Genomic DNA, 24,678 nt, shown 5'->3' with positions numbered 1-24,678 from the left:
GAGCTGGCTTGCCAGCGATGCTTTCAACGGTTAGTTGGTCTGGGCTCCCTGGGCGATCCATGCACCGATCAGGTCACGTTCCTGCTGGGTCATCTGTGTGATGTTGCCCAGTGGCATGATCTGCGTGGTGATGGCCTGCGCCTGGATCCGCGCCGCGTTCTGGCGGATCTGCTCAGGGGTGTCGAGCATCACACCGGCCGGAGCTGCGCTGAACAACGGGCTGGTTGGTTTGGCCGAGTGACAAACTGTGCAACGCTCTTGAATCACGTTGTGCACTTTGTCGAAGCCTGGGCCGGCGTTGGAGGCTTGCGCTGGTGCTGCTGCAGGTTCGGCAGGTGCAGCAGGTTGCGCCGCTTCAGCCGGTTTCAAGCCACCGCCCACTGCAGTTTCCGGCAATGGCTGGTACTCGATTTTCGCTGGAGCCTTGGCCACTTCCGGTGCGGTCGACATCGGCGCAGGGCCGGTGACGTACGCCAGAGTGATCATGCCCACCGCTGCAACAGGCAGCGTCCAGGCAAACTTGTGGCTGTCGTGGCGGGTGTTGAAGTAGTGACGCACCAACACTGCAAACACCGCGATCCCGGCCAGGATCAACCAGTTGTACTGGCTGCCGTACGTGCTCGGGAAGTGGTTGCTGATCATGATGAACAGCACCGGCAGGGTGAAGTAGTTGTTGTGACGTGAACGCAGCAGGCCTTTGGCCGGCAGCGCCGGATCCGGCGTGCGGTTCTCGGCAATCGCCGCTACCAGTGCACGTTGCGCCGGCATGATGATGCGGAACACGTTACCGACCATGATGGTGCCGATGATCGCGCCAACGTGCAGGTACGCACCACGACCGCTGAACACCTTGCTGAAGCCATATGCCGCGCCGATGATCAGCACGAACAGGATGAAGCCGAGCAGGGCAGGGCGTTTGCCCAGCGCCGAGTCGCAAAGGAAGGAGTAGACGAACCAGCCGACGAACAGAGAGCCAATGCCCAGTGCCACGCCTTCAGGGCCGGTCAGGCTGCTGCCCGGTGCCAGCAGGTACAGCGTCGGGTTGTAGTAGAAGACTACGCACAGCAGCGCGATCCCCGACAACCAGGTGAAGTAGGCTTCCCATTTGAACCAGTGCAGGTTGTCCGGCATGGTCGGGGGAGCCAGTTTGTATTTTTCCAGGTGATAGATGCCGCCACCGTGAATCGCCCACAGATCACCGGCCAGACCGGTTTTCGGGTTGATGCGGTTGAGGTTGTTCTCCAGCCAGACGAAATAGAACGACGCGCCGATCCAGGCCACGCCAGTAATCATGTGAACCCAGCGCACGCTCAGGTTCAGCCATTCCAACAGATGTGCTTCCACAGTCTTTACCTCTCGCCTGTCACTCTGTTGTCGAGTGATCAGACCTTCTCTTATTGGTGGGGGGCGAGGATCAAACGCTCATCCTCTTTGAAAAAATGCTCATCGCAGTTATTGCCTGTGCCACTGCGATCAACCACCAGGAAGTCATCCCGCTTTTCGATCGTCAGCACCGGATGGTGCCAAACGCCGCGATGGTAATTAATGCCCTGCCTGCCGTTGGTGACGAAGGCGCGGACCAAGCCTGATACAGGTTCATCGCCAATGGGCGCGACCACGATCAGAAAGGGGTTGCCGAGCAGCGGAATGAAAGCCTGGCTGCCCAGCGGATGGCGTTCCAGCATGCAAACGGTCAGCGGCATGTCCTGCGCGTCGGCGCGGAAGATGCTGATGATCGCGTTGTCCTCCGGCGTGGCGGTTTCGACCGTCGCCAGTTTATGGAAGCGCATGGTCGAACCGTTGTTGATCATGAAGTGATCGCTGCCGTCGGTTTCGATCACGTCACCGAAAGGGGCGAAGGCTTCTTTGCTCAGCGGTTCAATCGTCAGTGTGCGCATGCTGTTCTTCTTATCCGAATTCTGTGTTGTTAGAACTATCGCCATCGCGGGCAAGCCCGCTCCCACTGTGGTCTGTGGCGTTCACAAAACCTGTGGGAGCTGGCTTGCCAGCGATTGGGTTCAACCTTGTTTAGCGACCTTGCCCAAAACGCGCAGGCGACTCACACCACCATCCGGGAACACGTTCAGGCGGATGTGGGTGATCGGGCCCAGTGCCTTGATCTGCTCGACGAAGGTGTGTTCGGCGTGCATTTCCAGTTTCTGGCTTGGCAGCAGATCGCGCCAGAACAGCGACTGGGTTTCGATCTGGCTGTCAGTACCGCCCTTGACGAACGCGCCCTGAATCGAGCAGGTGTCCGGGTAGTTGCCCTTGAAGTGCAGGGTGTCGACGATGATTTTTTCGATCTCGCCCGGATGGCCCAGTGCGACGATCACCCAGTCATTGCCCGGCGTGCGACGACGTGCAGTTTCCCAGCCGTCGCCCATGTTGATGCCACGGCCCGGGTTGAGGATGTTGCTCATGCGGCCGAAGTGTTCGTCGGAGCAGGCGAGGGCGCGACCACCGTTAAGGGCGGCTGCCAGGTCGATTTGCTCATTGTCGCCAACGGCCGACCAGTCGCGATGCGGCACACCGTACACGCGCAGACGGGCAACACCACCGTCCGGGTAGATGTTGAAGCGCAGGTGGCTGAACGCTTTGTCGTTGCTGATTTCGTGGTAGTGGTGGCTGTTGCCTTGCAGCTCGACGGCCGACAGCACTTCAGTCCACTGGGTGTTTTCGTCAGGCTCGCCCGACGCCAGGAAGCACGCTTCCAGCGAGGCCGATGGCGGGTAGTTGCCGGTGAAGAATGAAGTGTCGATGTCCACGCCTTTGATCGAACCCGGTACGCCCAGGCGGATCACGGCGCTGTCGAAGCCTTCGAAGCGCTTGCGGCGCGATTCCCAGCCGTCCATCCACTTGCCGTTGTCATCGAACACGCCCTCCTTCCATACGGCCGGGGTCGGTTGGAACAGACGATTGGCGTCTGCGAACCAGTCATCGGTGACCGAGATGATTTTGGTGCCCAGACGGGCATCGGCCAGGTTGACGAACTTCTCGAAAGGTACGGCGTAAGCTTTCATTCTTCTTGTCTGCCTTTAAATAAGTGGCTGGGGATGCTTGCAAGACCCTGGGCATTCTCCGCGTCTGACATGCTCGGGTCAGGCTTGCTAAAGGGTCAGTAAACGGAACAGGGCAATCTTGTTGATCTCCGCCAGCGCACATTTGAATTCGGTATCCGCCGAATTGTGAATGCGCGTTTCGAACGCTGCGAGGATCTGATGCCGGTTGCTGCCTTTTACCGCCATGATGAAGGGAAACTTGAACTTGGCTTTGTAGGCGTCGTTCAGCTCGGTGAAGCGCTGGAACTCTTCGGCCGTGCATTGGTGAATACCGGCGCCAGCCTGTTCATTGGTGCTGGCTTCGGTCAGTTCGCCCTGGACGGCGGCTTTGCCGGCCAGGTCCGGGTGAGCGTTGATCAGTGCCAGTTGACTGGCGTGATCGGCGCTCAACAGGATGTCGCTCATGCGCTGGTGCAGGGTTTCGATCTCGTCGATCGAGGCGTCTGCGCCCAGGTCGTAGGCCTTCTCGGCCACCCATGGCGAATGCTCGTAGATGTCGGCGAAGGCTTTGACGAAGGCGTCGCGGCTCAGGGTCGACGGTTGCAGGGTTTGAAAGCGGCTCATTTGGCGGCCTCTTGGTGCGGGTGGGTTTCGTGCCAGTGACGCGCGATGTCGACGCGACGGCTGAACCACACCTGTTCATGACTTTTGGCGTATTCGATAAAACGCTTGAGCGAAGCGATGCGACCCGGACGGCCGATCAGGCGGCAGTGCAGACCGATCGAGAGCATCTTCGGCGCTTCGGCACCTTCGGCGTAGAGCACGTCGAACGCGTCTTTGAGGTATTCGAAGAAGTCGTCGCCCTTGTTGAAACCCTGCACCTGAGTGAAGCGCATGTCATTGGTGTCGAGGGTGTACGGGATCACCAGGTGCGGCTTGCCGGTCGGGTTGTTCGGTTCCCAGTAGGGCAGGTCGTCGTCGTAGGTGTCGCAGTCGTAGAGGAAACCACCTTCTTCCATGACCAGGCGACGAGTATTCGGGCCGGTGCGGCCGGTGTACCAGCCCAGCGGGCGCTCGCCGGTGAGTTCGGTGAGGATACGGATGGCTTCGAGCATGTGCTCGCGTTCCTGCGCCTCGTCCATGTACTGATAGTCGATCCAGCGGTAGCCGTGGCTGCAGATCTCGTGACCGGCCTCGACCATCGCGCGGATCACGTCCGGGTGGCGCTGGGCGGCCATCGCGACGGCGAAGATGGTCAGCGGAATATCGAATTCCTTGAACAGCTTGAGGATCCGCCAGACGCCCGCACGGCTGCCATACTCGTAAAGCGATTCCATGCTCATGTTGCGCGCGCCTTGCAGAGGCTGGGCGGCAACCATTTCAGAGAGGAACGCTTCGGATTCTTTGTCACCGTGCAGAATATTGCGCTCGCCGCCTTCTTCGTAATTGAGCACGAAAGACAGGGCGACACGGGCATTGCCCGGCCAGTGTGGGTGAGGAGGGTTACTGCCGTAACCGATCAGGTCGCGTGGGTAGTCAGCGCTCACTGCAGTCTTCCTTCTTGTTCATGACTTATTCAAAGTCGGGATTACGTGGCTGCCTGGCGATGAGATTGCAGGCTGGCGTCACAGCGATGGGCTGATTGTATACAACTTTAATCGCACTTTGTAAGCCTGAATTTTCGCATTTTTCACCGACTGTCATCTTTTGCTGCTATCGGCGTGAGCCTGCAAGAAACCTGCCTGACTAGTCAGTTAATGGATGTAAGGTGCAATGTTCATGCGCTTGCGGGGTTGACCGGGAGAAAAGCCCCGGATGGCGGGGACGAAGCAAAAAATGTCGTTTTTATTGTGTACAATTTTTTTGAAAAGTGTCTTAATCAGTCGCTCGCCGCAGCTTTTCGTGCTCCGAATCGGTGCGGTCTCCTTTTCAACTGACTTCGGGAGGCGCGAAGTCTGACTGCTCCATGCAGGCAGGCGCGCAGAATCAATGGGACGTTTGACTACACACGTTTTGGACGCTGCACACGGTTGCCCGGGCAGCTCGATCAAGGTCGAGTTATACCGCGTTGAAGGTTCGCAGCTGGAATTGGTCGCCAGCGCGACAACCAACAGCGATGGCCGGGTCGATGCGCCGCTGTTGCAGGGCGATGACTACCGTACCGGGGTTTATCAGGTTCAGTTCCACGCTGGCGATTACTACCGCGCCCGTGGTGTGCAACTGCCGGAGCCGGCGTTTCTGGATGTGGTAGTGCTGCGGTTCGGCATCTCTGCCGAACAGGATCACTACCACGTTCCATTGCTGATCTCGCCTTACAGCTACTCCACGTATCGGGGCAGTTGACCCCCAAGCGGCTGCCCCTGCCGGGAAGCGACTGCGCATATAGCTTCTTTGGTCTTTCGCCCGCTCACACTGCGGGCTTTTTTTCGCCTGCGAAATGGTGAACGCCATTGAGCAACTGGATGATCAGAATGCTCACGCTTTCCCCAGTTGGTGCTCGCAGCGATTGAGTACAAGCAATTGCGAATAACTGATGTCGCGGGACGGATCACTGCTCAAAATCCATTTGCGCTGTGCCAGGTTGTACTTCAAATAGCCTGCGCTGCCATCCGCCATGATGATGTGATTGACGCGCAATTCCTTGTCCGCAATTTCGGCAAACTCATCTGGCCACGGGGATTTGTCGTCCTTGGGTGGCTCGAAATATCGCCCGTCCAGACCGCCGATATAAATCATGTCAAAGATCAGGTCGACCGTATGAATGATCCCGTGCGCACCGATGATGGACATCTGGTCCACAAGATCGTCGCCGCCATATTCAGGCACATGAATAGTGGTAGACCCCAGATACAACTGCGTTCCTTGCAATTCGATGGTGACGCTGCCCAGCGCATGGGCATCCAGGTCCCATGTGGATGAGTAGTCCAGTCTGTGGACGGCATTCGCGAAGCCACCGGGTGTGGATAGGCGCAAGATCATTCTTTTGCACAGGTGTACCAGATAGTTTCCCCCGTTGCCCTCGATGCTGGTGATACCGGATTGGCCAGGATGGAACGTCAACTGACTGCAGGAATTTCTGTCGCCGAGTTCGTAAGGCGCCTGTTCAGGCAGCCGGAAGATGTACGGTTTGGGGTTCATCTTCAAGGGTAAGGCGATGTTGGCAAAAGACAGCGAACTGCGTCCGCGGCTATAAACATAGGTTCTCGGCGCCGCCACCATTTCTTTCGTCAAATGTACGTTGTGAACCTTGCCGTCCCTGAAGACCAGAGTAGGCATGATTGATCTGGTTGTTCACTATTTTCAGTAACGCGTCTTCGAGCGTCATTTCCTTGTGATTGGCAAACCTGGCAATTACCACCACTTTATTTCCGAAATGGAAACTGAGCCCGCACTCGATATCTATCTTGTCCGTAGGCGATGAATGTACCCAATCAACTTCTGTCTCGTACCTCGCCTGGACTCCGGTCAGTTCGCAACTGTCGTAATCGAGGAATATCCGCGTACCGTAAAGAGGTGCGCTCCTGCCGGATGTAAACGAGCTCGCAGATGAGTGACGCTGCACGTAGTAATCGGTGAAAGTGTTCGCCGGAACGTGGGGGGCCAAATATTGATCGACAATCGTGACAGGTTCCGGGCCTGCTTCGCGGGTAACGATGGCAAAAATCTCAACGGATTGGTCACCAGTGATCTGTGCAGGCAGGTCAGGTTTGAGGTGGCACTTGTCGCGGGTGACAAAAGTCAGTTTGTTATTGATCAATAGCCGCGTGTCATCGGACTGCCTGTACACATCGTGGACATACAGTTTGCTTGTACGAGCATCATCGAAGTCGAATTTCAACGTGACTTCGAGCGTGGTTTTGACGACTCGCCATGTTTCGATAAGATCCATTCTCCAATCGAGTACGATTGCGCTTTCTTCCACACCGTCTTCTGTTATCGATACGTTATTGATGGTTAGCGGGATGTTGTAAGTATCCTGTCCCGACTCGCCGAATGCTGCGGCCCCATCCTTGTGCAGATAGATGATGTCGTCACCCTCGCCGGCATGGATCGTATCCTTGCCTTGCGCCACGATGACATCGGCTTCCCTTGAGCCGGTGACGTTCGTGGTGCCGTTGCCCAGTGTGTGAATCTCGTTGATACGCTCCAGCAGCGCCTTGAAGGCGTACCGGTTGCCATCTTCGGCCGATGAATCCGGAGTAAACACATGCAGAGTCCCGGCGGACAGGTCGATGTCATAGCCGCGATCGTCTGCCTTGAATTTTTGCTCACCGATGAATTCCAGCGAATTGTGGCCGTCACCTCCGCGCAGGGTGGAGTGGTTTTCATCGTCGGGATCGGCACCGTAGAGCACCTGGGCAGCGTCCTGCGCAATGAACCGATCATTCTCGGACCCTCCGGTCAGGTCCTTCCTGCCATCGGTGAAGTAGAAAACATTCGGTTTCTTGCCCACTCCCCTGACCGTGTCATTACCGCCGCCCAGCAGCCATAAAATGTTTTTGCCGTTTTCGGCACTGCCAAGTTCGGCGCCAGGTGTTTGCGTGGTGACGCCATCACGGGCGTCTATCAGATCGTCTGTATCCCGGATTTGCGGGACGTAAACGATTTTCGAGGTCTTCAGGCCCCAATTGGTGGTGTATTCCCTCCTGGGAAGCAGCGTCACTTCGAATGCTCCGTTGACGACCGCCTCTGTGGTGTTTTTCATGGTTTCATCGAGATACTTTCTGGCCGTTGCTTTCAACTGGCTGGAATGTGCAGCACGGGCTTTGGCAATCTCATAGCGGTCGAGAATGTCGCGGTCGGCCTCCATAAACACGAACGTAAACCAGCCAGTACGCCATCTTTCCTCCAGCGTGAGTTCGATATAGTCGTCAATGTCATCGACCAGACTCACCGCCCCATAGACTTGCGACCCTATGGCCATCATCGCTCCTGCGATCAAACCGACCGGGCCGGCGAACGAGAACCCGGCCATCGCTGCGGAGCCAAGGATGACCGTCATGGCAGCGCTGGCAATGTTCAATCCAGCGCTTACGTAGTGTGCGGTAGCCTCCTTGCCGGATTTTGATTCGGCTGTCTTGAACTCTTTTACGGCACTCATGATGTCGAAAGGCAATGTCAGTGCTCCGCCGATAAGTTCGCCAGAGCGGCTCCATCGCAGTCCAGCCCTGGTCCTGGCGAAATCATTGAAGGCGTCGCTCCCCGTTTTTATCAAACTCGTGCCCACCCGGGTGGTCACCACATCGACAGCTATTGAGGCGCCTTCCGTCACCAGGCCGATACCGTTGAAAAAGGCATCGGTTTCGTTCTTTGCTTTAAGAGCATCGTTGATCCCGCGCAGCCCCATCCATATTCCGAAAAGTTGAATACCGAGGCTTGGGCCGAGCACGCTGTATTGTCTGACCAACGCCCAGTAGGGATAGTTGGTTGGATTGGCGCTGACGCGGCGCAGATCAATCTTTTGTGCCGCATTCAACAGCTGGATGGTTTTTTTGCGAAAGCCACTGGCATCCGGCGGCGCATCTGCTTCTTCCCTGATGACCGGAGGTGCGTCCGCGGGACGAGCCGACGCCAGTTCATACAGGAATGTTGGAAGTAAGTAGTTTTTGCCGAGTGTTGTGACCTTGGTGCGTTTTTCGATTTCGCTGTAACTGAATTGCAGCGAATTGATGAAAGAACGACGGGGGATACGAAAGTGCGTATTGTCGCCCGTCAATGGTTGACCATTAACCGTGGCGCCGAGGGCGTCCAATGATCTGCGTGTGATCGTGGAGGCCCCAAATTGCAGGGGACCAAATAAATCGTCGAGTTCTTTTAATTGATTTGGCTTGCTGTGGGAGCTGGTTTTTCCGCTGTCGGAGGCATCGCGATCAAAATCAATCGTGGAGTCCGTGGAAGGGTTGGGGGTATCGCCAATATCTGTAACAACTACAGAATCCTGAATCGAAAACTGATGTTTCACCGGGCCAGTCATTTGAACTTCCTTGTTCAGTTACTTTAAATGTGCGGTGTCATGCTAATTACAGGTTTTCCAGATGTATATCAGCAGGAAGTTACCGCCCGTTGCGGAAAACTGCTGTCGGTTATTTATTAAAACCGGCACGCCAACTGGAGCAGCATAAGGCTGCTCCAGTTGTCTCTGAATCAGTTTCGAACGGATTTTTTAATGAGGTGGTCAACTTTCACGCACGATATAGAGCGCAGGCGATACACCTGTCAGTTCAAGGCCACCCACCAGGTAGATGATTTTCATCTCGCTGACAAATGAAATTAGCCTTTGGTGCGCCGCCTCGCCCACTACGGCACGAAATTGCGGGTTGGCGATCTCGAACCCCGGCAGCGTGGCACGGTGTAACAGGTTGTGAGGGTCATCCGGAATTTTCAGCACAAACACGGCATCAAGCCCTTCTCGGTGAAACACCACGGCGTTCTCGTTGAGTGCGCGACTGCTGGCATACACGCTGTAGCCATTGTGCTGCAGCACGGTTCTGAACAGGGTCTGCAGGTTGGCGCTGTCAGGTGCTGCCAGATAGGCGCTCCACTCGGGCAGGCGCGTGGGGTCGAAGTTCAGGCGCTGGAACTCGCTGGCCGTGCGGGTCGGGAGGTGGATCCTCCAGTGAGGTGCGGTCACGCCAAACAGGGTAGGCAGCGTTGGCAGCATCATCAGTGGATCGCTCAGATCGCGACGGGGTGAAAAGGTTTTGGCCCTGTCGTTCCAATGCCGGAAGGTCTGATTGAGTCGCGCCAGTCCGTTACCGTCAATTGCCCTTTGATAGGCTGCCCGGCGAAATACTTCCCTGGCAATGGCGCTCGCCGAGTCGGGCGTCATGTAATTGAACGAGTTGGCGACTTGCTGCGTCAGCGGTGTCGCGAACGGCATGCGATTTTCCATCACGGCCCAACCACTCTCGCGTTTGACGGCCCATATCGGTTGCAGCGCAGGTTCTTCCACCAGCATTCGCTCAAATGCGTCAAAGTGATCTGGCGCAAATCGTGGGTGTTGCAGATAGACCAGACGTGGATTGGCCTGCAGGGGCTGAGGCACGATCGGATAATGAAGCCCGGCTATTTCTATTGAGGCGTCCGCCGGTTTTTGCGGTTTGCCCCAGTTGCGCCAGTAACCGGTGGACAGGTTCATTGCGCCGCTGGCATCGAGCAGCAGGCGGTCAGCGAACAAGTCCGTATCGGGGGGGAGTCGCTCTTCGGCCTCCAGTCGCGGACGCTTGCTCGGGCCCGGTTCGGGGGAGTCAGGCCTGACAGCGTGCTGATCGACGTCTGGCCGCGAGTGCGTCTGTTCGGATGTTGTTGTCCGGGATATTTCTCGCCAGAGTCGGGTGCCTGGAATCTGTTCGACCAGCGGCCCCGAGGGTGTGCGCTCTCCCGCATGGCATTGCTGATAGATGCCATCGGAATTTCTGCGCACCTGCACCGTATTGCTCAGGTTTGCATCTGCCGGTTGCGGGTCTTGAATGTCGACGTACGTGCGTTTTTTTCGGTCAAAACGAAGTCCCAGGCTCGAGTCGTCCGGATGGGTCAACGTCTCAGCCAGTTGCCGCGAAAGGAACAGCGGCGTGGCAGGCCTTGCAGGTGTGCCCGCCGAGGGCGATGAGTCAGAGGGTGGGGCGCGCATCCAGTCTGGCGCCTCGATGCGCCACAGCGCCTGCCCGTCGATTCTCCTGAGCGTCGGGCCGGACAAGTGCGGGGTGGCGAGTAATGGCACCTGGTACTCGCCGGCCGCGTTGCGTACTGCCAGAAAGTAGGTGCCTTCGCCCAGGTGGGCATACGTTCTTGAATCCTCGCTCTTGAACAGCCCCGGTTCGTTGTCAATGGCGCGCAACGCAGCCACCTGCTCCGGGCGCAGCGTAATCATGGCCATGGCTGCCGCCACTCGCTCGGGCGTTGCTCCGGGTAGCGGATTGACGACAACAGCGCTTTCCCGAGGTGTTCCACTGGCGGTGGTTTCGACCGCGCGCTCATCGGTGCCGGGTGCGCGGGTTTGCCTGCTTGATCCCGGCCCGCTCACGGCTGCAACGGGATCAGGGCCTTGCGCGGCAGTCGAGCGGGTGGGCAACGCGGAGCCGTCCGGGGAGGGCGAAGAAGAGGGGATTTTGCGTGGAGGTTTGGCCATGGGTATGTACCGCTGATGATTGAAATTCCATCATCTTCGAAGCAGTTTTTTCACTGGCGGTATCTATATATCGTTCTCAAAAATCGTCACGTCTGCGCCTCCCCGTGTCAGGGCTGACGTCACGCTTCTCTGATGATGAACACACAGTAGCGGCCCAGTCCGTCACTGAGGACACCGCCCTGCAGCCAGACGATTTTGCCCTCCGTCCTGGCTTGCATGAGGGCGGTATAGGCGGGGTTGCCAATCCTTGCCCGCAGCTGCGGATCGGCGAATTCCGTCTCCGGGGAATGGCCCAGCGCAAAAGCGTTGCCGGTGACTTGTCCCACCTTCATGAAATAGACCTTGTCCCGGTTGCTGCCCTGGAAAACCAGCGACGACCAATCCTGAAAGCGGGTGAAGGGCGCCACTTCGTAGCCGCAGCGTCTGAGCACCCCGCTGACCAGTAACCTGAGACTGGCAAACGTCGAATTGCTGCGGTATTTGGTCCACTCCTCGTGGAAACGCTGCGGGTCGAATGTCAGGCGTTGCAGCGGGCCGTCCACCTCGGGCGGCAGCAGGACGGTGGTTCGGCCACCAATTTGCGCCTGTGGCGCCACTGGCAGCATGTCCACCGGGTCGGCGAACGAAGAAACTGCGCCCAGTGGCTTGCGCCGCCATTGATCGGTTATCCACTGCAGCTTCAACAGACCGGCGGAGGTGATCGTGCGCGAGTTGTCGGCACGCTCGAACAACATTCTGGCGACGGCTCGGGCAGTGATATCGGAAAACTCGCTGAACATGTCCCTGACCGATTGCGTCAGGGGCTGGGTGAACGATTTCTCGCCGACGCGTACCTTCAATGGCGTATCAGTGCTGCGCCAGATCGGCACGGGTTGAAGGGCCGGCGCCTCGCGCAGCATGCGCTCGAACGTCTCGAAATGGCTCGGCGAAAAATCCGGATGGCTGAGAAAGTACACGCGTGTGGCGTCGTTCGTCTGGTTGCCTGCCGGCACGATAGGGTAGTGGCGGCCGTTGATGGCAATGGATTCACCGGTTTCCGGTTTTATTTCCTTGCCCCAGTTTATCCATTGTTCATTCGCCAGCGGCTGTGGCCGTTCTGCCCCGTGGGCGCGCGTGCCCGGTTGAGCAATGGCGTCAACGCTGGCGCCATCAGTACTGGCCGAATGTTGATTCGATGCCTGGCCCTCTTCGGCGTTCTGAATGAACCGCCAGATTTTCTGCCCCGCCATTTGCTCCACCATCGGGCCCGTCGGGATGAAGCGGTCAGCGGATTTCTGTTGATAACTTCCATCCGGATGACGATGAATCATGATGGTGCCCTCGAGCGTATCGACATAGGGCCGGTGGGCGGCGTCGTAACGCAAGCCCTGCGCCGAGTGTTCGCGGGAGGTCAGGGTGGCCGCCAGAAATGGCGGTATGAACCCGAGAGGCTTGGGCCGAGCGTCGTTGCGCGTCACATCTGGGTCGGGTACAGGCTGCAAAGGCAGCCAATCGGCATGCCAGCGGGCTTCACCTTCGAGTTTTCTGAAGCTCAATTCTGCACCCGGCCGCGTCACCAAAGGACTTCGATATTCGCCATCTGCGCGGCGCTCGACCCACATGTAATCGCGGTCGCCGACGAACGCGTAAATCTGTCCGTCAAAACCTTCGAACAGGCCACTGTCGATCGACACGGGTCGCAGTTCATGGATTTTGTCCTTCGGCCAGTTTGTGGCGCTGATGGCACCCAGCGTTCGGGCGCGCGACGGGTCCGTAATAGCCGTAATGACCACCGCCGATTGCACGTTCGCTCCGCCTGAAGAGGGGGAAGTCGGTGTTGCGGAGGATGTCGAACTGTGGGCATGAGCGGCGCCCACGACGTGAGAGGTTGTGATCGAAGCGGGGGGTACTTCCACACCCGCAACGGGCCTAGGGGCTGGAGAGGCGGGCGGCGTCGTGGTTACGCTGGTTTTCCTGGGCGGCTTGGCCATAGATATCTTCCTGAATAAAAGGGTGGTGCCATCGGATGGCGAGGCGGTCGGTTTACGGTGTCATGCGCGACGCAGTGCGCTGCGCCGCTGGACAAACCGCGCGCCATTTCAACGCACTGGCTGAGTCTCAGAGCAGCGCGAGGCAATGTTGCTTCAGCGCCATCAGTTGCTCGGCGGTCACCGGCGGGTCGGCCTGAAGGGCGAACTGCAGTAAATCCTGGCAAACCTCAAGCTGGTGGTCGCAACGGTTCAAGACCTGCAGTTGGGTGAACGCGAGCTTGTGCAGCGGCTCGTCTGACGTTGCCCAACTGCGGTCGCGCGGATCAAAAATCGGCTGGGCCAAGGCGTTTTCCCGGACCACGGCGTTTTGCACCGCCAAGTGTCGCGCTCGCGCAGGGGTCGCTGCTAACGCGTTGGCGTAGTCGAATTCGGGATCGAAGTAGCGCGCATCAATGTGCTTGACGGAGATCGTGTCGAACTCGATGTAGACGCTGTGCACGATCCCCCCGCGGGTGATGACGTGCACCTGGTCAATCAGGTCGTCGGGCTGGCTGTATTGCGGCAGATGAACAATGACTTCGCCGATGCGCAGCAAATGGTCGGCGAGGCTGATCTCGACTGCGCCCAGTTGCGTCGCGTCGAGCTCCCATACCGATGAATAAGGCAACTGCGCCGGTGCGTCGGCCAGTGCACCGGGGGTCGAGATACGCAACGTTATATTGCGCGTCAGGTGCACGAGGTAGGTGGATCCCTCGCCGACGAGATGCTCGATTGCGCGTTGCCTTTGCAGGCTTTTCAACCCGATGCAGGCGTTGCTGGCGCGCAGCTGATGCCCGGGATTGTCTGCAGGCCGATAAAAAGGGTAGGGGCCGGCGCATGGCTTGAGGGGAAGCGCGACGCTGCTTTTCCAGGCGCTGGAGGAGCTGTTGCGAAACGTTTCGTTGGCGAAAAAATCGTCGGCCACGGGCGGTTGTTCGAGCCGCCACGACACGCCGTCGTTCATGACCAGAATGATCGGCTGGTTCACCGCCAGGGCCGGTCGAGTCAAGCGCTCACCGATGGCGATAGTGCCGACACTGTGAGAACTGGCGAGGTTTTTGATGAGCAATTCATGTTGACCGAAGCGCAGGGACAGGCCGCACTCGGTATACATGATGCGGTCGAACGCCAGCTCGCGTTTGATCGTGGCGTTGTAGTACGCCTCGATGCTGGAGATTTCCTGGCTGGCGTAATCCAGGTAGACCATGCTCAGGGCTTTCGGTGAGTGCTCGGTAATGCGCAGCGTGGTGAGGCGTTCGCCTCGGGGAATGTAGTAACGCTCAAGTTTTTTCCGCGGATCCGTCTGTTCATCTTCGTAGACAATCACCGGGCCGGCTGTGCTGCCCGGTCGGATGATCGTCACCTGCAGAGTGATCGGCCCTGGGGTGTCGAGTGTGGCGGGCAGGTCCGGTACCAGGTGGAAACCATCGCGGGTGATGAACAGCAATTTCGCATTTTGCAGCACGCGTTGCGCGCCGCGCTGTTGGTAGACATCCTTGATCCTGACAATTCGACTCAGGTCGTCATCCAGATCGAACCGCGAGGTGATGACCAGGTGCGCACCTTCCAGCGTCCAGCTGACAATCAGTTCCTTGCGCCAGTCCAGACCGATGATGCTGTCTTGCGCGCCATCCTCGATGATCGACACATGACCGGCCACGTGAGCAATGCTGTAGGTATCGCTGCCGGCTCCTCCGTGCACTGTGGCATGAGCGCCGAACACATCGATGCGGTCATCGCCCTCGGCGGCGTGGATATCGTCCTCTCCCCACGCCTGGATAATGTTGGCTGCTTGCGTGGCGATGACTTCATTGCTGGCGCCGGCAAGGGTTGTCACATTCTCGATGCTGGTCAGGGACGTGTGCGGCTCGAGTTTTCGCTGATGGGTGGAATCGTCCAGGCTGATCACCGACATCAGCCCTGCCTTGAGGTCTACGTGGTAGCCCAGCCTGCCTGCGCCTGGTTCGGCAATGGCATCGGCCAATGACAATGTGTCGTTGCCCTCGCCACCGTCGAGTGCCGATAGCCGACCCTGCGCCGAGGCGTTCTTGAGTTGATTGGCCGCGTCTTTGAACACGAACTGATCGCCGCTGTTGCCCCCGGTCAGCTTCTTGGTGCCGTTCCTGTAATGAAACACGTTGGGTTTGTGTTCGACGCCGCGGATGTCGTCGTCACCGCCGCCGATAAACCACAACACGCCCTTGTGCTCGCCGGCAGTGCCGAGTGACGCCCCCGGGGTTTGCTCATTCACCCCGCCACGGGCGTCCAGCGTGTCATCGGTGTCCTGAATTTGCACACGGCTGACCGTGGCGTCTTCCATGGTTTCCCGCGACCAGTTGTAGAAGCGGATTTGCACCGGGTTCGATTCCGCGACAAAGCCGCCATCGACCACGGCTTCAATCTGTTCTTTGAGCGTTCCGTCGAGCAGTCGTCGCGCGGTGGTTTGCAGCAACCTCGCGTGCTCAGCCGTTGCCTTGGCGAGGTCATAACGATTCTGCACCGCGGTGTCGGGGTCGACGCCCCAGAAGGCAAACCAGCCGGTGCGCAGTCGCTCATGGGTGGTCAGTTCGATGTAGTCATCAATGTCATCCACGGCGCGCACTCCGGCCCACACGCGGGCACCGGCCACCAGAAACAGCCCGGCCAGAAAACCCACCGGGCCTGCCGCGGAGAACCCTGCCAACGCCGCGCTGCCCAGCAGCACGGTCATGGCGGCGCTGGTGACGCTCAGGCCGGCCTCGACGTAGTGGTCAACAGCTTGCTTGCCCGTGGCCTTGGACGCTGCATCAAAAGCGTCGACGGCGGCGATGATGTCGAAGGGCAGGGTCAGGACGCTGGCGAGCAATCCGGCCGAGCGTCCGAGCCGTACGCCGATTCGCGTGTGGGCGAAGCCTTTGCAGGCACTGCGACTGGCCTGAATCATCAGCGTTGCTTTTTTTGCCACGGACACTTCAACCACCATTGAAGCCAGCTCACCGGCGACGCTGGCACCGTTGAATATCGTCTCGTATTCATTCTTGTTGCGGATGGCGTCATGCAGGCCGCGCAGGCCGCTGTAGACGCCAAATGACTGCAGCCCCATGCCCATGCTGGCCATGCCCGCACTTTTCGCGCGATTGACCCAACCGGGCAGGCGGCCGGGCGCTTGTCCGGGCAGTTGCGTGTCGCCGATATCGAGTCGTTGCGCAGCGTTCAACAGCTTGCCCAGCGCATGGCGGTATTTGCGCGGATCGGCGAGCGACGGATCGGTTCCCCTGAGCATCGCCGGGGCAGTCAGGGGGCGCATGCTCGCCAGTTCGAACAGCAGCGAAGGCAGCAAATAATCGTCTGCGCCTGTGGTCAATTTCATCTGCGCTTCGATGGCTATCGGGTCTAGCTGCAGATGGTTCAAGAAGGATTGTTTCGGCTCTCGGAAAAAAGTGTTTTTTCCGTTCAGCTGTTCTCCGAGCAGGGTGGCGCCTAGAGCGTCGAGGGATGTCCGGGTGACGGAATAAGGGCCGATGTGTAACGGGCCGAAGAGCTCGTCGACGATGCGCAGCTGCGAGGCTTTGCTGTTGCGCGTGGCGTGCGCAGGCGTGCCCTCGGCGGCGCTGATGTCGAGTGTCGAGGGCGTTTTCTGATTGGCGCGCAGGCCGATGTCGGTGACGACGACGGCGTCATCCAGATGGATATTCGTGGAAGACTGAGTGCTGGGCAATTTGAGCATCCTTGTTCATTTTTGCTGGCTGTTGATCGGTCGGTGAAAAAGCGGCAGAACGGGCGCACAGCCTTGCAGCGCAGGGGCACGCTGCCAGGCTGGCGCCGTTCACGGATTTCAGCGCTCTCGGATAATGAACACGGAGTCGGGCTTCGACCTGACGTTGAGCACGCCGCCCAGCAGCCAGATCAACTGCTTCTTCGCATGGGCCGCCTGTACTGCGGCATACGCTGGCTGGCCAATGCTGGCGGGCAGAACCGGGTCCAGCAGTTCGGTGCCGGCCTGGGTATGAAGGGCAATGGCATTACCCTCGACCACCCCCAGTTTCAGAATGAACACGTCATCGCTGGCTGGACCGCGGAACACCAGCGTGGGCCGTTGATGATGAGGCGTCAGCGGGAAGACGTCATAACCGGCACGCACCAGCAGGCCACCGGTCAACTGCTTCAAGGCCTGGTTCGAAAGGGTCCTGAGGTAGTAACTCCAGTCTTCGGGGAAACGTTGCGGATCAAAGGTCAGGTTATGCAGTGGCGCGTCCGGTGCGGCGGTCAGCGGTAGCAAGGTTCGCCCGTGCTGTGCGACACGCGGGGCCTCTCGCAACATGAGCATGGGATCGCCGAGTGGCGGCACGCCGGAGGTGGCTCGCCAGTTCCACTGCGTCAGTACCTCATAGATATGGTGCAGCCCGGTGGCAGTGATTTGCGCGGAATTGTCAGCGCGCTCGAACAGGGTTCTGGCGACAGTTTGTGCCGTCCCCTCGGAGAAATCGGTGAAGCGCTCGGCGACCGATTGCGACAAGGGTTTGTGGAAGAGCTTCTGCGCCGGTCGCACTTCCATTGGATCGTTGCTATAGCGATAGATGGCCACAGGCTGGAGGGGCGGCGTCTCTCGCATCACCCGCTCGAATTCGTCGAAGCGGCTGATTGGAGATTCGGGATTTTGCAAAAAAATCATTCGGGGCAAGCGATCGGCAGCCGAGCCTGGTGGCACGATCGCGTAGTCAAATCCGCCCAGCTTTGTGGACGGGCCTGGAGGCGGGCCGTCGTAATGTCCCCACTGCATCCAGTAATAAGGACTTTCAACGGCCTCTCGGGACACTCGCGGTGCGGTGTACAAGACTTCAGCCGGTCCGGATGGTTCGGCACTCTCCTCCAGCCGGGGACGTTTTGCCGGGCGGGTGCCGATGTCTGTATCGGTGTCGGACGACTCGTGGATATACAGTCGCGGGCTTTGCGGGGACGATTGCCGTTCGGGGATTCGCCGCCAAAGATCCGTGCCGGGGATGCGCTCCACCGACGGGCCCGAGGCAAACCGCTCGTTGAAGTCGCTGGCCTGATATTCACCGTCGCTGTTCTTGCGGATCAGCACCGTACCTTCGTCCGCAATATCTGCGTAGGTCCTGCCGGTTTTGTCGTAACGAAGGCCATCCTGCGGCCGTGCGGGCTCCAGCAGTTTCGCCAGTCCGGGGGATAGAAATTCAAAGGCTGGCGCCATTTCGCGAGGCGGAGTCTGCGCGGCTTTTTTTACCCAGCCAGGACGCTCGATGCGCCAATGCGGTTCACCGTCGATCCTGGCCAGAATCGGCCCTGGCACGCCGGGCACGAAGGGGAAGGGCACCTGATATTCACCTTGGCTGTTGCGCTCGACCATTGTCTTGCCCAGGCCTTTCAAATCGGCAAACAGGGTGCCTTCGTTACTGGTGAACAACCCTGAATTGCCTCTGAATGGAACCAGTTCGTCGAGGCGCTCTTTCGGCCACGTGATCATGTGGATCGCCGATTCCACGGTGAGGATCGCAGCTCGCGTAGGTGATCCCGGAATGTCCGTGATGATGACCGCTGATGAGTGTGGTGTTTCAATCGACGTGTCGGTGCTGGCGCGTCGGGCAGCATCAGCATCGGGAGTATTGATAGATAAGTCCGCAACCTGATTGTGAGCGCGGGCAGCGGCGTTTGAACTGTTCGCCGCTTTACTTGCGCTGGAAGTATTGTCGATGTTTGAGGTGTTGGTTTTTTTCGTCGGCTTTAACATTTATACACTTCGGGTTGAATGATTAAGATTGGTCGATAAACAGGCTTGTAATGTTTAGCGCGCAGGGCGACCACGACACATCGCAACGGGCGTGCGTCGGGTGTTATGCGGTTTGGTGGCGGCGATCGGTCGGGCTACGCTGGAATACAGGCCGGCCGAGAGCGCTAGGGACAGGGGAATAGGGGCGAGCAAATGTCGGCGGCCGAACAAACGTTGGTTGCCGGGATTTCGGAGTCGGTTTTAATCGTGCGGATGTGTAGACGCTGGGCCATATAGAACTTCCTTGTTCTGGCGTGGATGGTCAGTTGCGCGGCTATATTAGAGAGGGAGTTTGATGGGTGTATATCGAAGTGTTGTTGCCTGGTGTTGCGAATTGCGCGGGATGAAATTACGTAACTTTTAAAACTGATTCAGTTTGATTTATTCACGGTTGTCACTGCTGAAATCCGTGCACACGGATCAACAGCAGTGCCAAACCCATCACCCGATTGCCGTTCTCAGGAATGGCTGCCAAGCAGGGAAGCCGCGCCCGCTCCGCCGAACAATCCTGCGCTGATGCGGTTGAACCAGCTCTGCCCCTTGCCGCTGCGCAGGTATCGAGCTGCACCGTGGGCACTCAATCCGTAGGCCAATTTGCACAGCAGATCCAGCACCGTCCAGGTCGCGATCATGACCAGCAGTTGCGGGAGAAACGCTTGCTCGGCGCTGAGAAACTGCGGGAGGAAGGCGGCAAAGAACAGAATGTCTTTCGGGTTGCTGGCGCCGAGCACGAAGGCGCGACCGAACAAGGCGCGGAATCTGGGAACCGGCGCGGCTTGCGGCACTTCGGTGGCCACCGAGGGCTGGCGCGATTGCTGCCAGCTCTGCCAAGCGAGGTAGAACAGATAGATCGCGCCGACGATTTTCAGCGCGCTGAAAAGTTTTTCCGATGCCAGCAGCAGGGCGCCCAGACCCAGCGCAGAAGCACTGAGCAAACAGATCGAGGCAAACACGCCGCCGAGAAACGCCGGGTAGGAACGACGCAAACCGTAATTCAGGCTGTTGCTGATCATCAGCAACGACAGTGGCCCCGGAATAAGGATCACCACCAGCGCAGCGCCGCTGAACAGCAGCCAGGTTTCCAGACTCATCATTTGCTCCTTTTTGTTGTATTCACGAATGTGCAAAAGCCCCACCCGCGAGGGTGAGGCCGTTTTGAAGCCTGAACCGCGTGCCGCTTACAGGAAGATGAACTTGGCGAAGAAGATCGCGCAGAGCACCCACAGGCTGACGGAGATTTCCTTGAACTTGCCGGTGCCGGCCTTCAGCGCCACATAGGTGATGAAGCCCAGCGCGATACCGTCAGCGACCGAAAACGTCAGCGGCATCATGATCGCGGTGACGATGGCCGGAATGGCATCGGTGGCTTCGTCCCACTCGATGTGGGCCATGCTGCCCATCATCAGCATTGCAACGTAGATCAATGCACCGGCGGTGGCGTAGGCGGGAATCATGCCGGCCAGCGGTGCAAAAAACATCGCCGCTATAAATAGCACACCTACAGTGACGGCGGTAAGACCAGTCCGACCACCAGCGGCCACGCCAGCGGCACTTTCCACATAACTGGTGACGGGCGGAACACCCACCACGGCGCCGAATACGCTGGAAGCACTGTCGGCTTTCATGGCGCGGGAGAGGTTTTCGATGCGACCGTCAGCGTTCACCAGATTGGCACGCTGGGCAACACCCATCAGGGTGCCGGCGGTGTCGAACATGTGCACGAAGAGGAAAGCGAGGACCACGCTGATCATGCTGACGTTGAAGACACCGGCCACATTCATCGCCATCCAGGTCGGTGCCAGGCTTGGCGGGGCGGACATGATGCCTTGATAGTGCACAAGGCCCAGGCCCCAACCGGCCAAGGTGACGGTGATGATGCTGATGAGGATCGCGCCAAAAACGCGGTGGTAGCTGAGAATTGCGATCATCAGGAAGCAGACCGCGGCGAGCAGGGGGCCAGCTTCATGCAGGGAGCCCAGTTTGAGCAGAGTCGCCGGACTATCGACAACGATGCCAGCGGTTTTCAAACCGATCAGCCCGAGAAACAAACCGACACCGGCGCCCATCGCGTGGCGCAGGCTGACCGGAATGCTGTTTAGCAGCCATTCGCGAATCCGCGAGAAGGTCAGAATCATGAACAACACACCCGAGACAAACACCGCACCGAGGGCGGTTTCCCAGTTGTAGCCCATGGTGCCGACCACGGTGTAAGTGAAAAACGCGTTGAGGCCCATGCCCGGTGCCAGACCCACCGGCCAGTTGGCGTACAGGCCCATCAACAGGCAGCCCAGTGCAGCGGCGATACAGGTGGCGACGAAGGCGGCACCGTGGTCAATCCCGGCATCGGCCATGATGTTGGGGTTGACGAAGATGATGTAAGCCATGGTGATGAAGGTTGTCAGACCGGCAATCAGCTCGGTCTTCACCGTGGTGCCATGCAAGCTGAGTTTAAACAGGCGCTCAAGCAAGCCAGTGCGTATTGGCGGCGTGAGATCCAGCGTCGATGCTTCGGATTTGCGGCTTTCCACAGCGAGTACTCCTCAAGAGTTTTATTGTTATTTCCAGGGCCGGACCCATGAGGGGTGGCAGCGGCCCTTTGAGGCATACGCGAATTTGTTGACCATGCGGTCAGGAACTCGCACGCTGTGGATTATGCTTTTGTGTACAAATAAAGCAAATATTGTTTTTTATTTTGTTTACGAAAAGTCCGTCGATAGGGATATATCGACTTTGTCGGCCTCATCGCAGGTGAGCCAGCGCCCACAGTGTTTATTTGTGGATCTGATTTTTGTGGTCAGCTCATAACCCTGTGGGAGCTGGCTTGCCTGCGATGAGGCCAGGACAGTCAATCAAAAACCGCCCGACTGTCCCCCAGCGCCAGATTCACCGCCAACCAGCCATTCACCGCAGCCTCCCCAGCCTCGGCAAACACCCGCTCCAGCAGCTTCACCTGCTCACGCCGTAACGTCTGTTCAAATTTCGCGCCTTCGGCGGTCAACGCCAGCAGGCGTTTACGCTTATCCGTCTCTGACGCGACGCTGTCCACCAGATGCATTTCCTGCAATTGGCGCAACGGCATGTTCAGCGCCTGCTTGCTCACGCCCAGCAAGGCCAGCAGTTCCTTGACGCTCAGATTCGGGTAGCGGGCGATGAAAAACACAATGCGCTGATGCACCCGTGACAAGCCTCGGCGCTCGAGCATTTCGTCAGCCTTGGCGGTGAACGCCTGATAACCGAAGAAAAACGCTTCCATGGCCTGCTGCTGACTGCTGGGGTTTTTAAGGTCAAGCATGTTGACGTACTCGCTCAAGCTGTCGTAGTTTCAGTCAACAAGTTTGACTCATTTTTCACACGCCTTGCTACCGGTGACCTCCATGGCTTTTTCCGAACGTGTCTCGCGCCTTAAAAGTTCTCTGATCCGTGAAATCCTCGCCGCAGCCCAGCGCCCGGAAGTGATGTCGTTCGCCGGCGGCCTGCCGGCAGAAGCGATGCTGCCGAAAGTCGAATGGGCCGACATGCCCTTGTCGCTCGGTCAGTACGGTATGAGCGAGGGCGAGCCAGCATTGCGTGAAGCCTTGGCGGCTGAGGCGAGGGCGTTGGGGCTGGCCTGCGACGCAAGTCAGGTGCTGGTGGTCAGCGGCTCTCAGCAAACGCTGGATCTGGCGGCAAAGCTGTACATCGACAAAGGCACCGAGATTCTGCTGGAGGCGCCGACTTACCTGGCTGCATTGCAGATCTTCCAGCTGTTCGGCGCTGATTGCCTGACTGTGCAGCAGGAGGCCGACGGCCCGAACCTTGCGCAACTGCGCACTCGCCTGGAACAGCATCGTCCGGCGTTCATCTATCTGATCCCGACGTTCCAGAACCCGTCTGCCGTGCGCTACAGCGAAGCCAAACGCGCAGCGGTCGCCGCTTTGCTCGACGAATTCGGCGTGACCCTGATCGAAGACGAGCCGTACCGCGAACTGACGTTCGACGGCGGCAGCGCCAAGCCGATCGCCGCACGCCTGAAGACCTCCAGCTGGATCTACACCGGCACCGTGTCGAAAACGCTCCTGCCGGGTTTGCGCGTCGGCTACCTGATCGCCAGCCCTGACCTGTTCCCGCATCTGCTCAAACTCAAGCAATCAGCGGACCTGCACACCAATCGCATCGGCCAGTGGCAGGCGTTGCAGTGGATCGGCAGCGAGAAATATCAGCAGCATTTAAATGAGTTGCGCAGCTTCTACCGTGAGCGTCGCGATGGCTTTCAAGCGGCGCTGCACATGCACTTTGCCGATCTGGCCGACTGGGATGTGCCGCAGGGTGGGCTGTTTTTCTGGCTGACGTTGAAACAACCGCTGGACACGCGCACGTTGCTCAACCAAGCGTTGGCCAATGACGTGGCGTTTATGCCGGGCGAGCCGTTTTTCCCGGAGCCGGACAATCATCATGGGCATTTGCGTTTGAATTTCAGCCACATCGATCCGGCGCGACTGGATGAAGGGCTGAAGCGATTGGCGGCGGTGGTGCGCCAGGCGCAGATAGAAAAAGCGGCCTGAAAAACAGATAAACCGGCTCGAGGGCCGGTTTATTTATGGCTGGGATTTGCGGTGTCTTTACTGGCCTCATCGCTGGCAAGCCAGCTCCCACAGTGATCTGTGGCGTTCACAGAACTTGTGGGTGGCTTGCCAGCGATGAGGCCATCAGCAACACCACAATCCATCAGACCGCCGCAAACCGCTTATTCAGATAATCAATAATCACCTTGGACTCATACATCCAGGTCGTCTGCCCATTCTCTTCAATGCGCAGGCACGGCACTTTGATCCGGCCGCCCTGTTCCAGCAGCGTCTGGCGATCCTTCTCGTTGTTCTTCGCATCCTTCAACGCCACCGGCACGTTCAAACGACGCAAGCTGCGACGGGTTTTTACACAGAACGGGCAGGCGTGGAATTGGTACAGGGTCAGGTCTTTGGCAGCCGCATCGACTTGCGCCTGAGCAGCGGCGGGGCGCTGTTTCTTGCCCGGACGGGTGATGAAGTCGACGAAAATAACCAGTTGGCCGAGGCCGACACGAAGCGCTTTGACGAACACGTTGAAAGCCTCACGGTGCACATAGAGAAAGGCGCGCAGCTTACCCGATTTTTCACGGGCGAAAAAAAACCGGCGATCAACGCCGGGTTTTTTGTGTGACGAGTTACTTGATCAGGCTGAGGAATTCGCTGCGAGTCGCTGCGTTTTCACGGAACTCACCGAGCATCACCGAAGTGATCATCGACGAATTCTGTTTCTCGACACCGCGCATCATCATGCACATGTGCTTGGCCTCGATCACCACCGCAACGCCCAGGGCGCCTGTGACTTGCTGAACCGCGTCGGCGATCTGGCGGCTGAGGTTTTCCTGAATCTGCAGGCGACGGGCGTACATGTCGACAATGCGCGCAACCTTCGACAGGCCCAGCACTTTGCCGCTCGGGATATACGCGACGTGAGCCTTGCCGATAAACGGCAGCAAGTGATGTTCGCACAGCGAGTACAACTCGATGTCCTTGACCAGCACCATTTCGCTGTTGTCTGAGCTGAAGAGGGCACCGTTGGTGACCTCTTCAAGCGTCTGTTCGTAACCGCGGCAGAGGTACTGCATGGCTTTGGCGGCACGCTTTGGCGTGTCGAGCAGGCCCTCGCGGGAGACGTCCTCGCCCAATTGGCCGAGAATCGCGGTGTAATTCTGTTCCAGGGACATGAAACTACCTGTGGGGATTTTCGCAAAGAGCAAGGGTACGGTGGCGGACA

At 58.5% G+C, this 24,678-nt stretch carries 18 protein-coding genes; 2 read left to right on the top strand and 16 right to left on the bottom strand.

The features are described from left to right. Positions 1-30: 30 nt before the first annotated feature. The 5 genes from IEQ42_RS24920 to puuE all read right to left on the bottom strand — a co-directional run bounded on the left by IEQ42_RS24920 (position 31) and on the right by puuE (position 4,546). Positions 31-1,344 carry a urate hydroxylase PuuD gene (locus IEQ42_RS24920; protein WP_210705868.1) on the bottom strand — a complete coding sequence of 438 codons (1,314 nt, stop codon included), beginning with the start codon at positions 1,342-1,344 and terminating at the stop codon, positions 31-33. 50 nt (positions 1,345-1,394) lie between these two features. After that, entirely contained in the window at positions 1,395-1,898 is a 504-nt protein-coding gene (locus IEQ42_RS24915; RefSeq protein WP_150595646.1) for an ureidoglycolate lyase, read from the bottom strand. Between the two features lie 120 nt (positions 1,899-2,018). After that, positions 2,019-3,020: an allantoicase gene (gene alc / locus IEQ42_RS24910; RefSeq protein WP_210705866.1), complete on the bottom strand. Its 1,002-nt coding sequence runs from the start codon at positions 3,018-3,020 to the stop codon at positions 2,019-2,021. An 87-nt stretch (positions 3,021-3,107) separates the two neighbouring features. Then, positions 3,108-3,623 (bottom strand): 2-oxo-4-hydroxy-4-carboxy-5-ureidoimidazoline decarboxylase, encoded by a 516-nt coding sequence (uraD, locus tag IEQ42_RS24905; protein WP_042558427.1) that lies wholly within the window; start codon positions 3,621-3,623, stop codon positions 3,108-3,110. After that, positions 3,620-4,546: an allantoinase PuuE gene (gene puuE / locus IEQ42_RS24900; RefSeq protein WP_210705864.1), complete on the bottom strand. Its 927-nt coding sequence runs from the start codon at positions 4,544-4,546 to the stop codon at positions 3,620-3,622. The genes uraD and puuE overlap by 4 nt, the downstream gene beginning before the upstream one ends. A 442-nt stretch (positions 4,547-4,988) precedes the next feature. Here puuE and uraH point away from each other — a divergent pair, with 442 nt between their 5' ends. Further along, entirely contained in the window at positions 4,989-5,342 is a 354-nt protein-coding gene (gene uraH, locus IEQ42_RS24895) for a hydroxyisourate hydrolase (protein WP_042558430.1), read from the top strand. Positions 5,343-5,474: 132 nt separating this feature from the next. On the opposite strand, the gene IEQ42_RS27400 is transcribed toward uraH, so the two are convergent. The 9 genes from IEQ42_RS27400 to IEQ42_RS24855 all read right to left on the bottom strand — a co-directional run bounded on the left by IEQ42_RS27400 (position 5,475) and on the right by IEQ42_RS24855 (position 22,195). Continuing rightward, positions 5,475-6,275 carry a hypothetical protein gene (locus IEQ42_RS27400; RefSeq protein WP_228732036.1) on the bottom strand — a complete coding sequence of 267 codons (801 nt, stop codon included), beginning with the start codon at positions 6,273-6,275 and terminating at the stop codon, positions 5,475-5,477. Beyond that, on the bottom strand, positions 6,187-8,973 hold the full coding sequence (locus IEQ42_RS24890) for a calcium-binding protein (protein ID WP_228732035.1): 2,787 nt from the start codon (positions 8,971-8,973) through the stop codon (positions 6,187-6,189). The genes IEQ42_RS27400 and IEQ42_RS24890 overlap by 89 nt, the downstream gene beginning before the upstream one ends. Positions 8,974-9,174: 201 nt before the next feature. After that, on the bottom strand, positions 9,175-11,127 hold the full coding sequence (locus tag IEQ42_RS24885) for a hypothetical protein (RefSeq protein ID WP_210705862.1): 1,953 nt from the start codon (positions 11,125-11,127) through the stop codon (positions 9,175-9,177). A 119-nt stretch (positions 11,128-11,246) separates the two neighbouring features. Next, a complete protein-coding gene (locus IEQ42_RS24880) occupies positions 11,247-12,911 on the bottom strand; it encodes a hypothetical protein (RefSeq protein ID WP_210705860.1) in 1,665 nt (554 codons plus the stop codon). Between the two features lie 313 nt (positions 12,912-13,224). After that, positions 13,225-16,842, bottom strand: a complete 3,618-nt coding sequence (locus IEQ42_RS24875) for a calcium-binding protein (RefSeq protein ID WP_210705858.1) — start codon at positions 16,840-16,842, stop codon at positions 13,225-13,227. 108 nt (positions 16,843-16,950) lie between these two features. After that, positions 16,951-18,864, bottom strand: a complete 1,914-nt coding sequence (locus tag IEQ42_RS24870) for a hypothetical protein (protein ID WP_210705856.1) — start codon at positions 18,862-18,864, stop codon at positions 16,951-16,953. A gap of 497 nt (positions 18,865-19,361) precedes the next feature. Continuing rightward, positions 19,362-19,994 (bottom strand): LysE family translocator, encoded by a 633-nt coding sequence (locus IEQ42_RS24865; protein WP_042558435.1) that lies wholly within the window; start codon positions 19,992-19,994, stop codon positions 19,362-19,364. 87 nt (positions 19,995-20,081) lie between these two features. Beyond that, positions 20,082-21,431 (bottom strand): NCS2 family permease, encoded by a 1,350-nt coding sequence (locus IEQ42_RS24860; RefSeq protein WP_150595619.1) that lies wholly within the window; start codon positions 21,429-21,431, stop codon positions 20,082-20,084. Between the two features lie 317 nt (positions 21,432-21,748). Continuing rightward, positions 21,749-22,195, bottom strand: a complete 447-nt coding sequence (locus IEQ42_RS24855) for a MarR family winged helix-turn-helix transcriptional regulator (protein ID WP_210705854.1) — start codon at positions 22,193-22,195, stop codon at positions 21,749-21,751. Positions 22,196-22,277: 82 nt separating this feature from the next. Between IEQ42_RS24855 and IEQ42_RS24850 the strand changes: the two genes are divergently transcribed. Then, positions 22,278-23,444, top strand: a complete 1,167-nt coding sequence (locus IEQ42_RS24850) for an aminotransferase-like domain-containing protein (RefSeq protein WP_210705853.1) — start codon at positions 22,278-22,280, stop codon at positions 23,442-23,444. A 163-nt stretch (positions 23,445-23,607) separates the two neighbouring features. On the opposite strand, the gene IEQ42_RS24845 is transcribed toward IEQ42_RS24850, so the two are convergent. Then, complete coding sequence (locus IEQ42_RS24845; protein ID WP_210705851.1) at positions 23,608-23,979, bottom strand: glutaredoxin family protein; 372 nt, start codon at positions 23,977-23,979, stop codon at positions 23,608-23,610. A 103-nt stretch (positions 23,980-24,082) separates the two neighbouring features. After that, positions 24,083-24,628, bottom strand: a complete 546-nt coding sequence (gene folE / locus IEQ42_RS24840) for a GTP cyclohydrolase I FolE (RefSeq protein ID WP_003204506.1) — start codon at positions 24,626-24,628, stop codon at positions 24,083-24,085. Between the last annotated feature and the right edge of the window lie 50 nt (positions 24,629-24,678).

Origin of the sequence: Pseudomonas iridis (genome assembly GCF_017980685.1) — a bacterium.
Taxonomy (GTDB): Bacteria; Pseudomonadota; Gammaproteobacteria; order Pseudomonadales; family Pseudomonadaceae; genus Aquipseudomonas; species Aquipseudomonas iridis.
The sequence above is the reverse complement of the archived record's forward strand: the minus strand, read 5'-3'. Positions and strand labels throughout refer to the sequence as shown.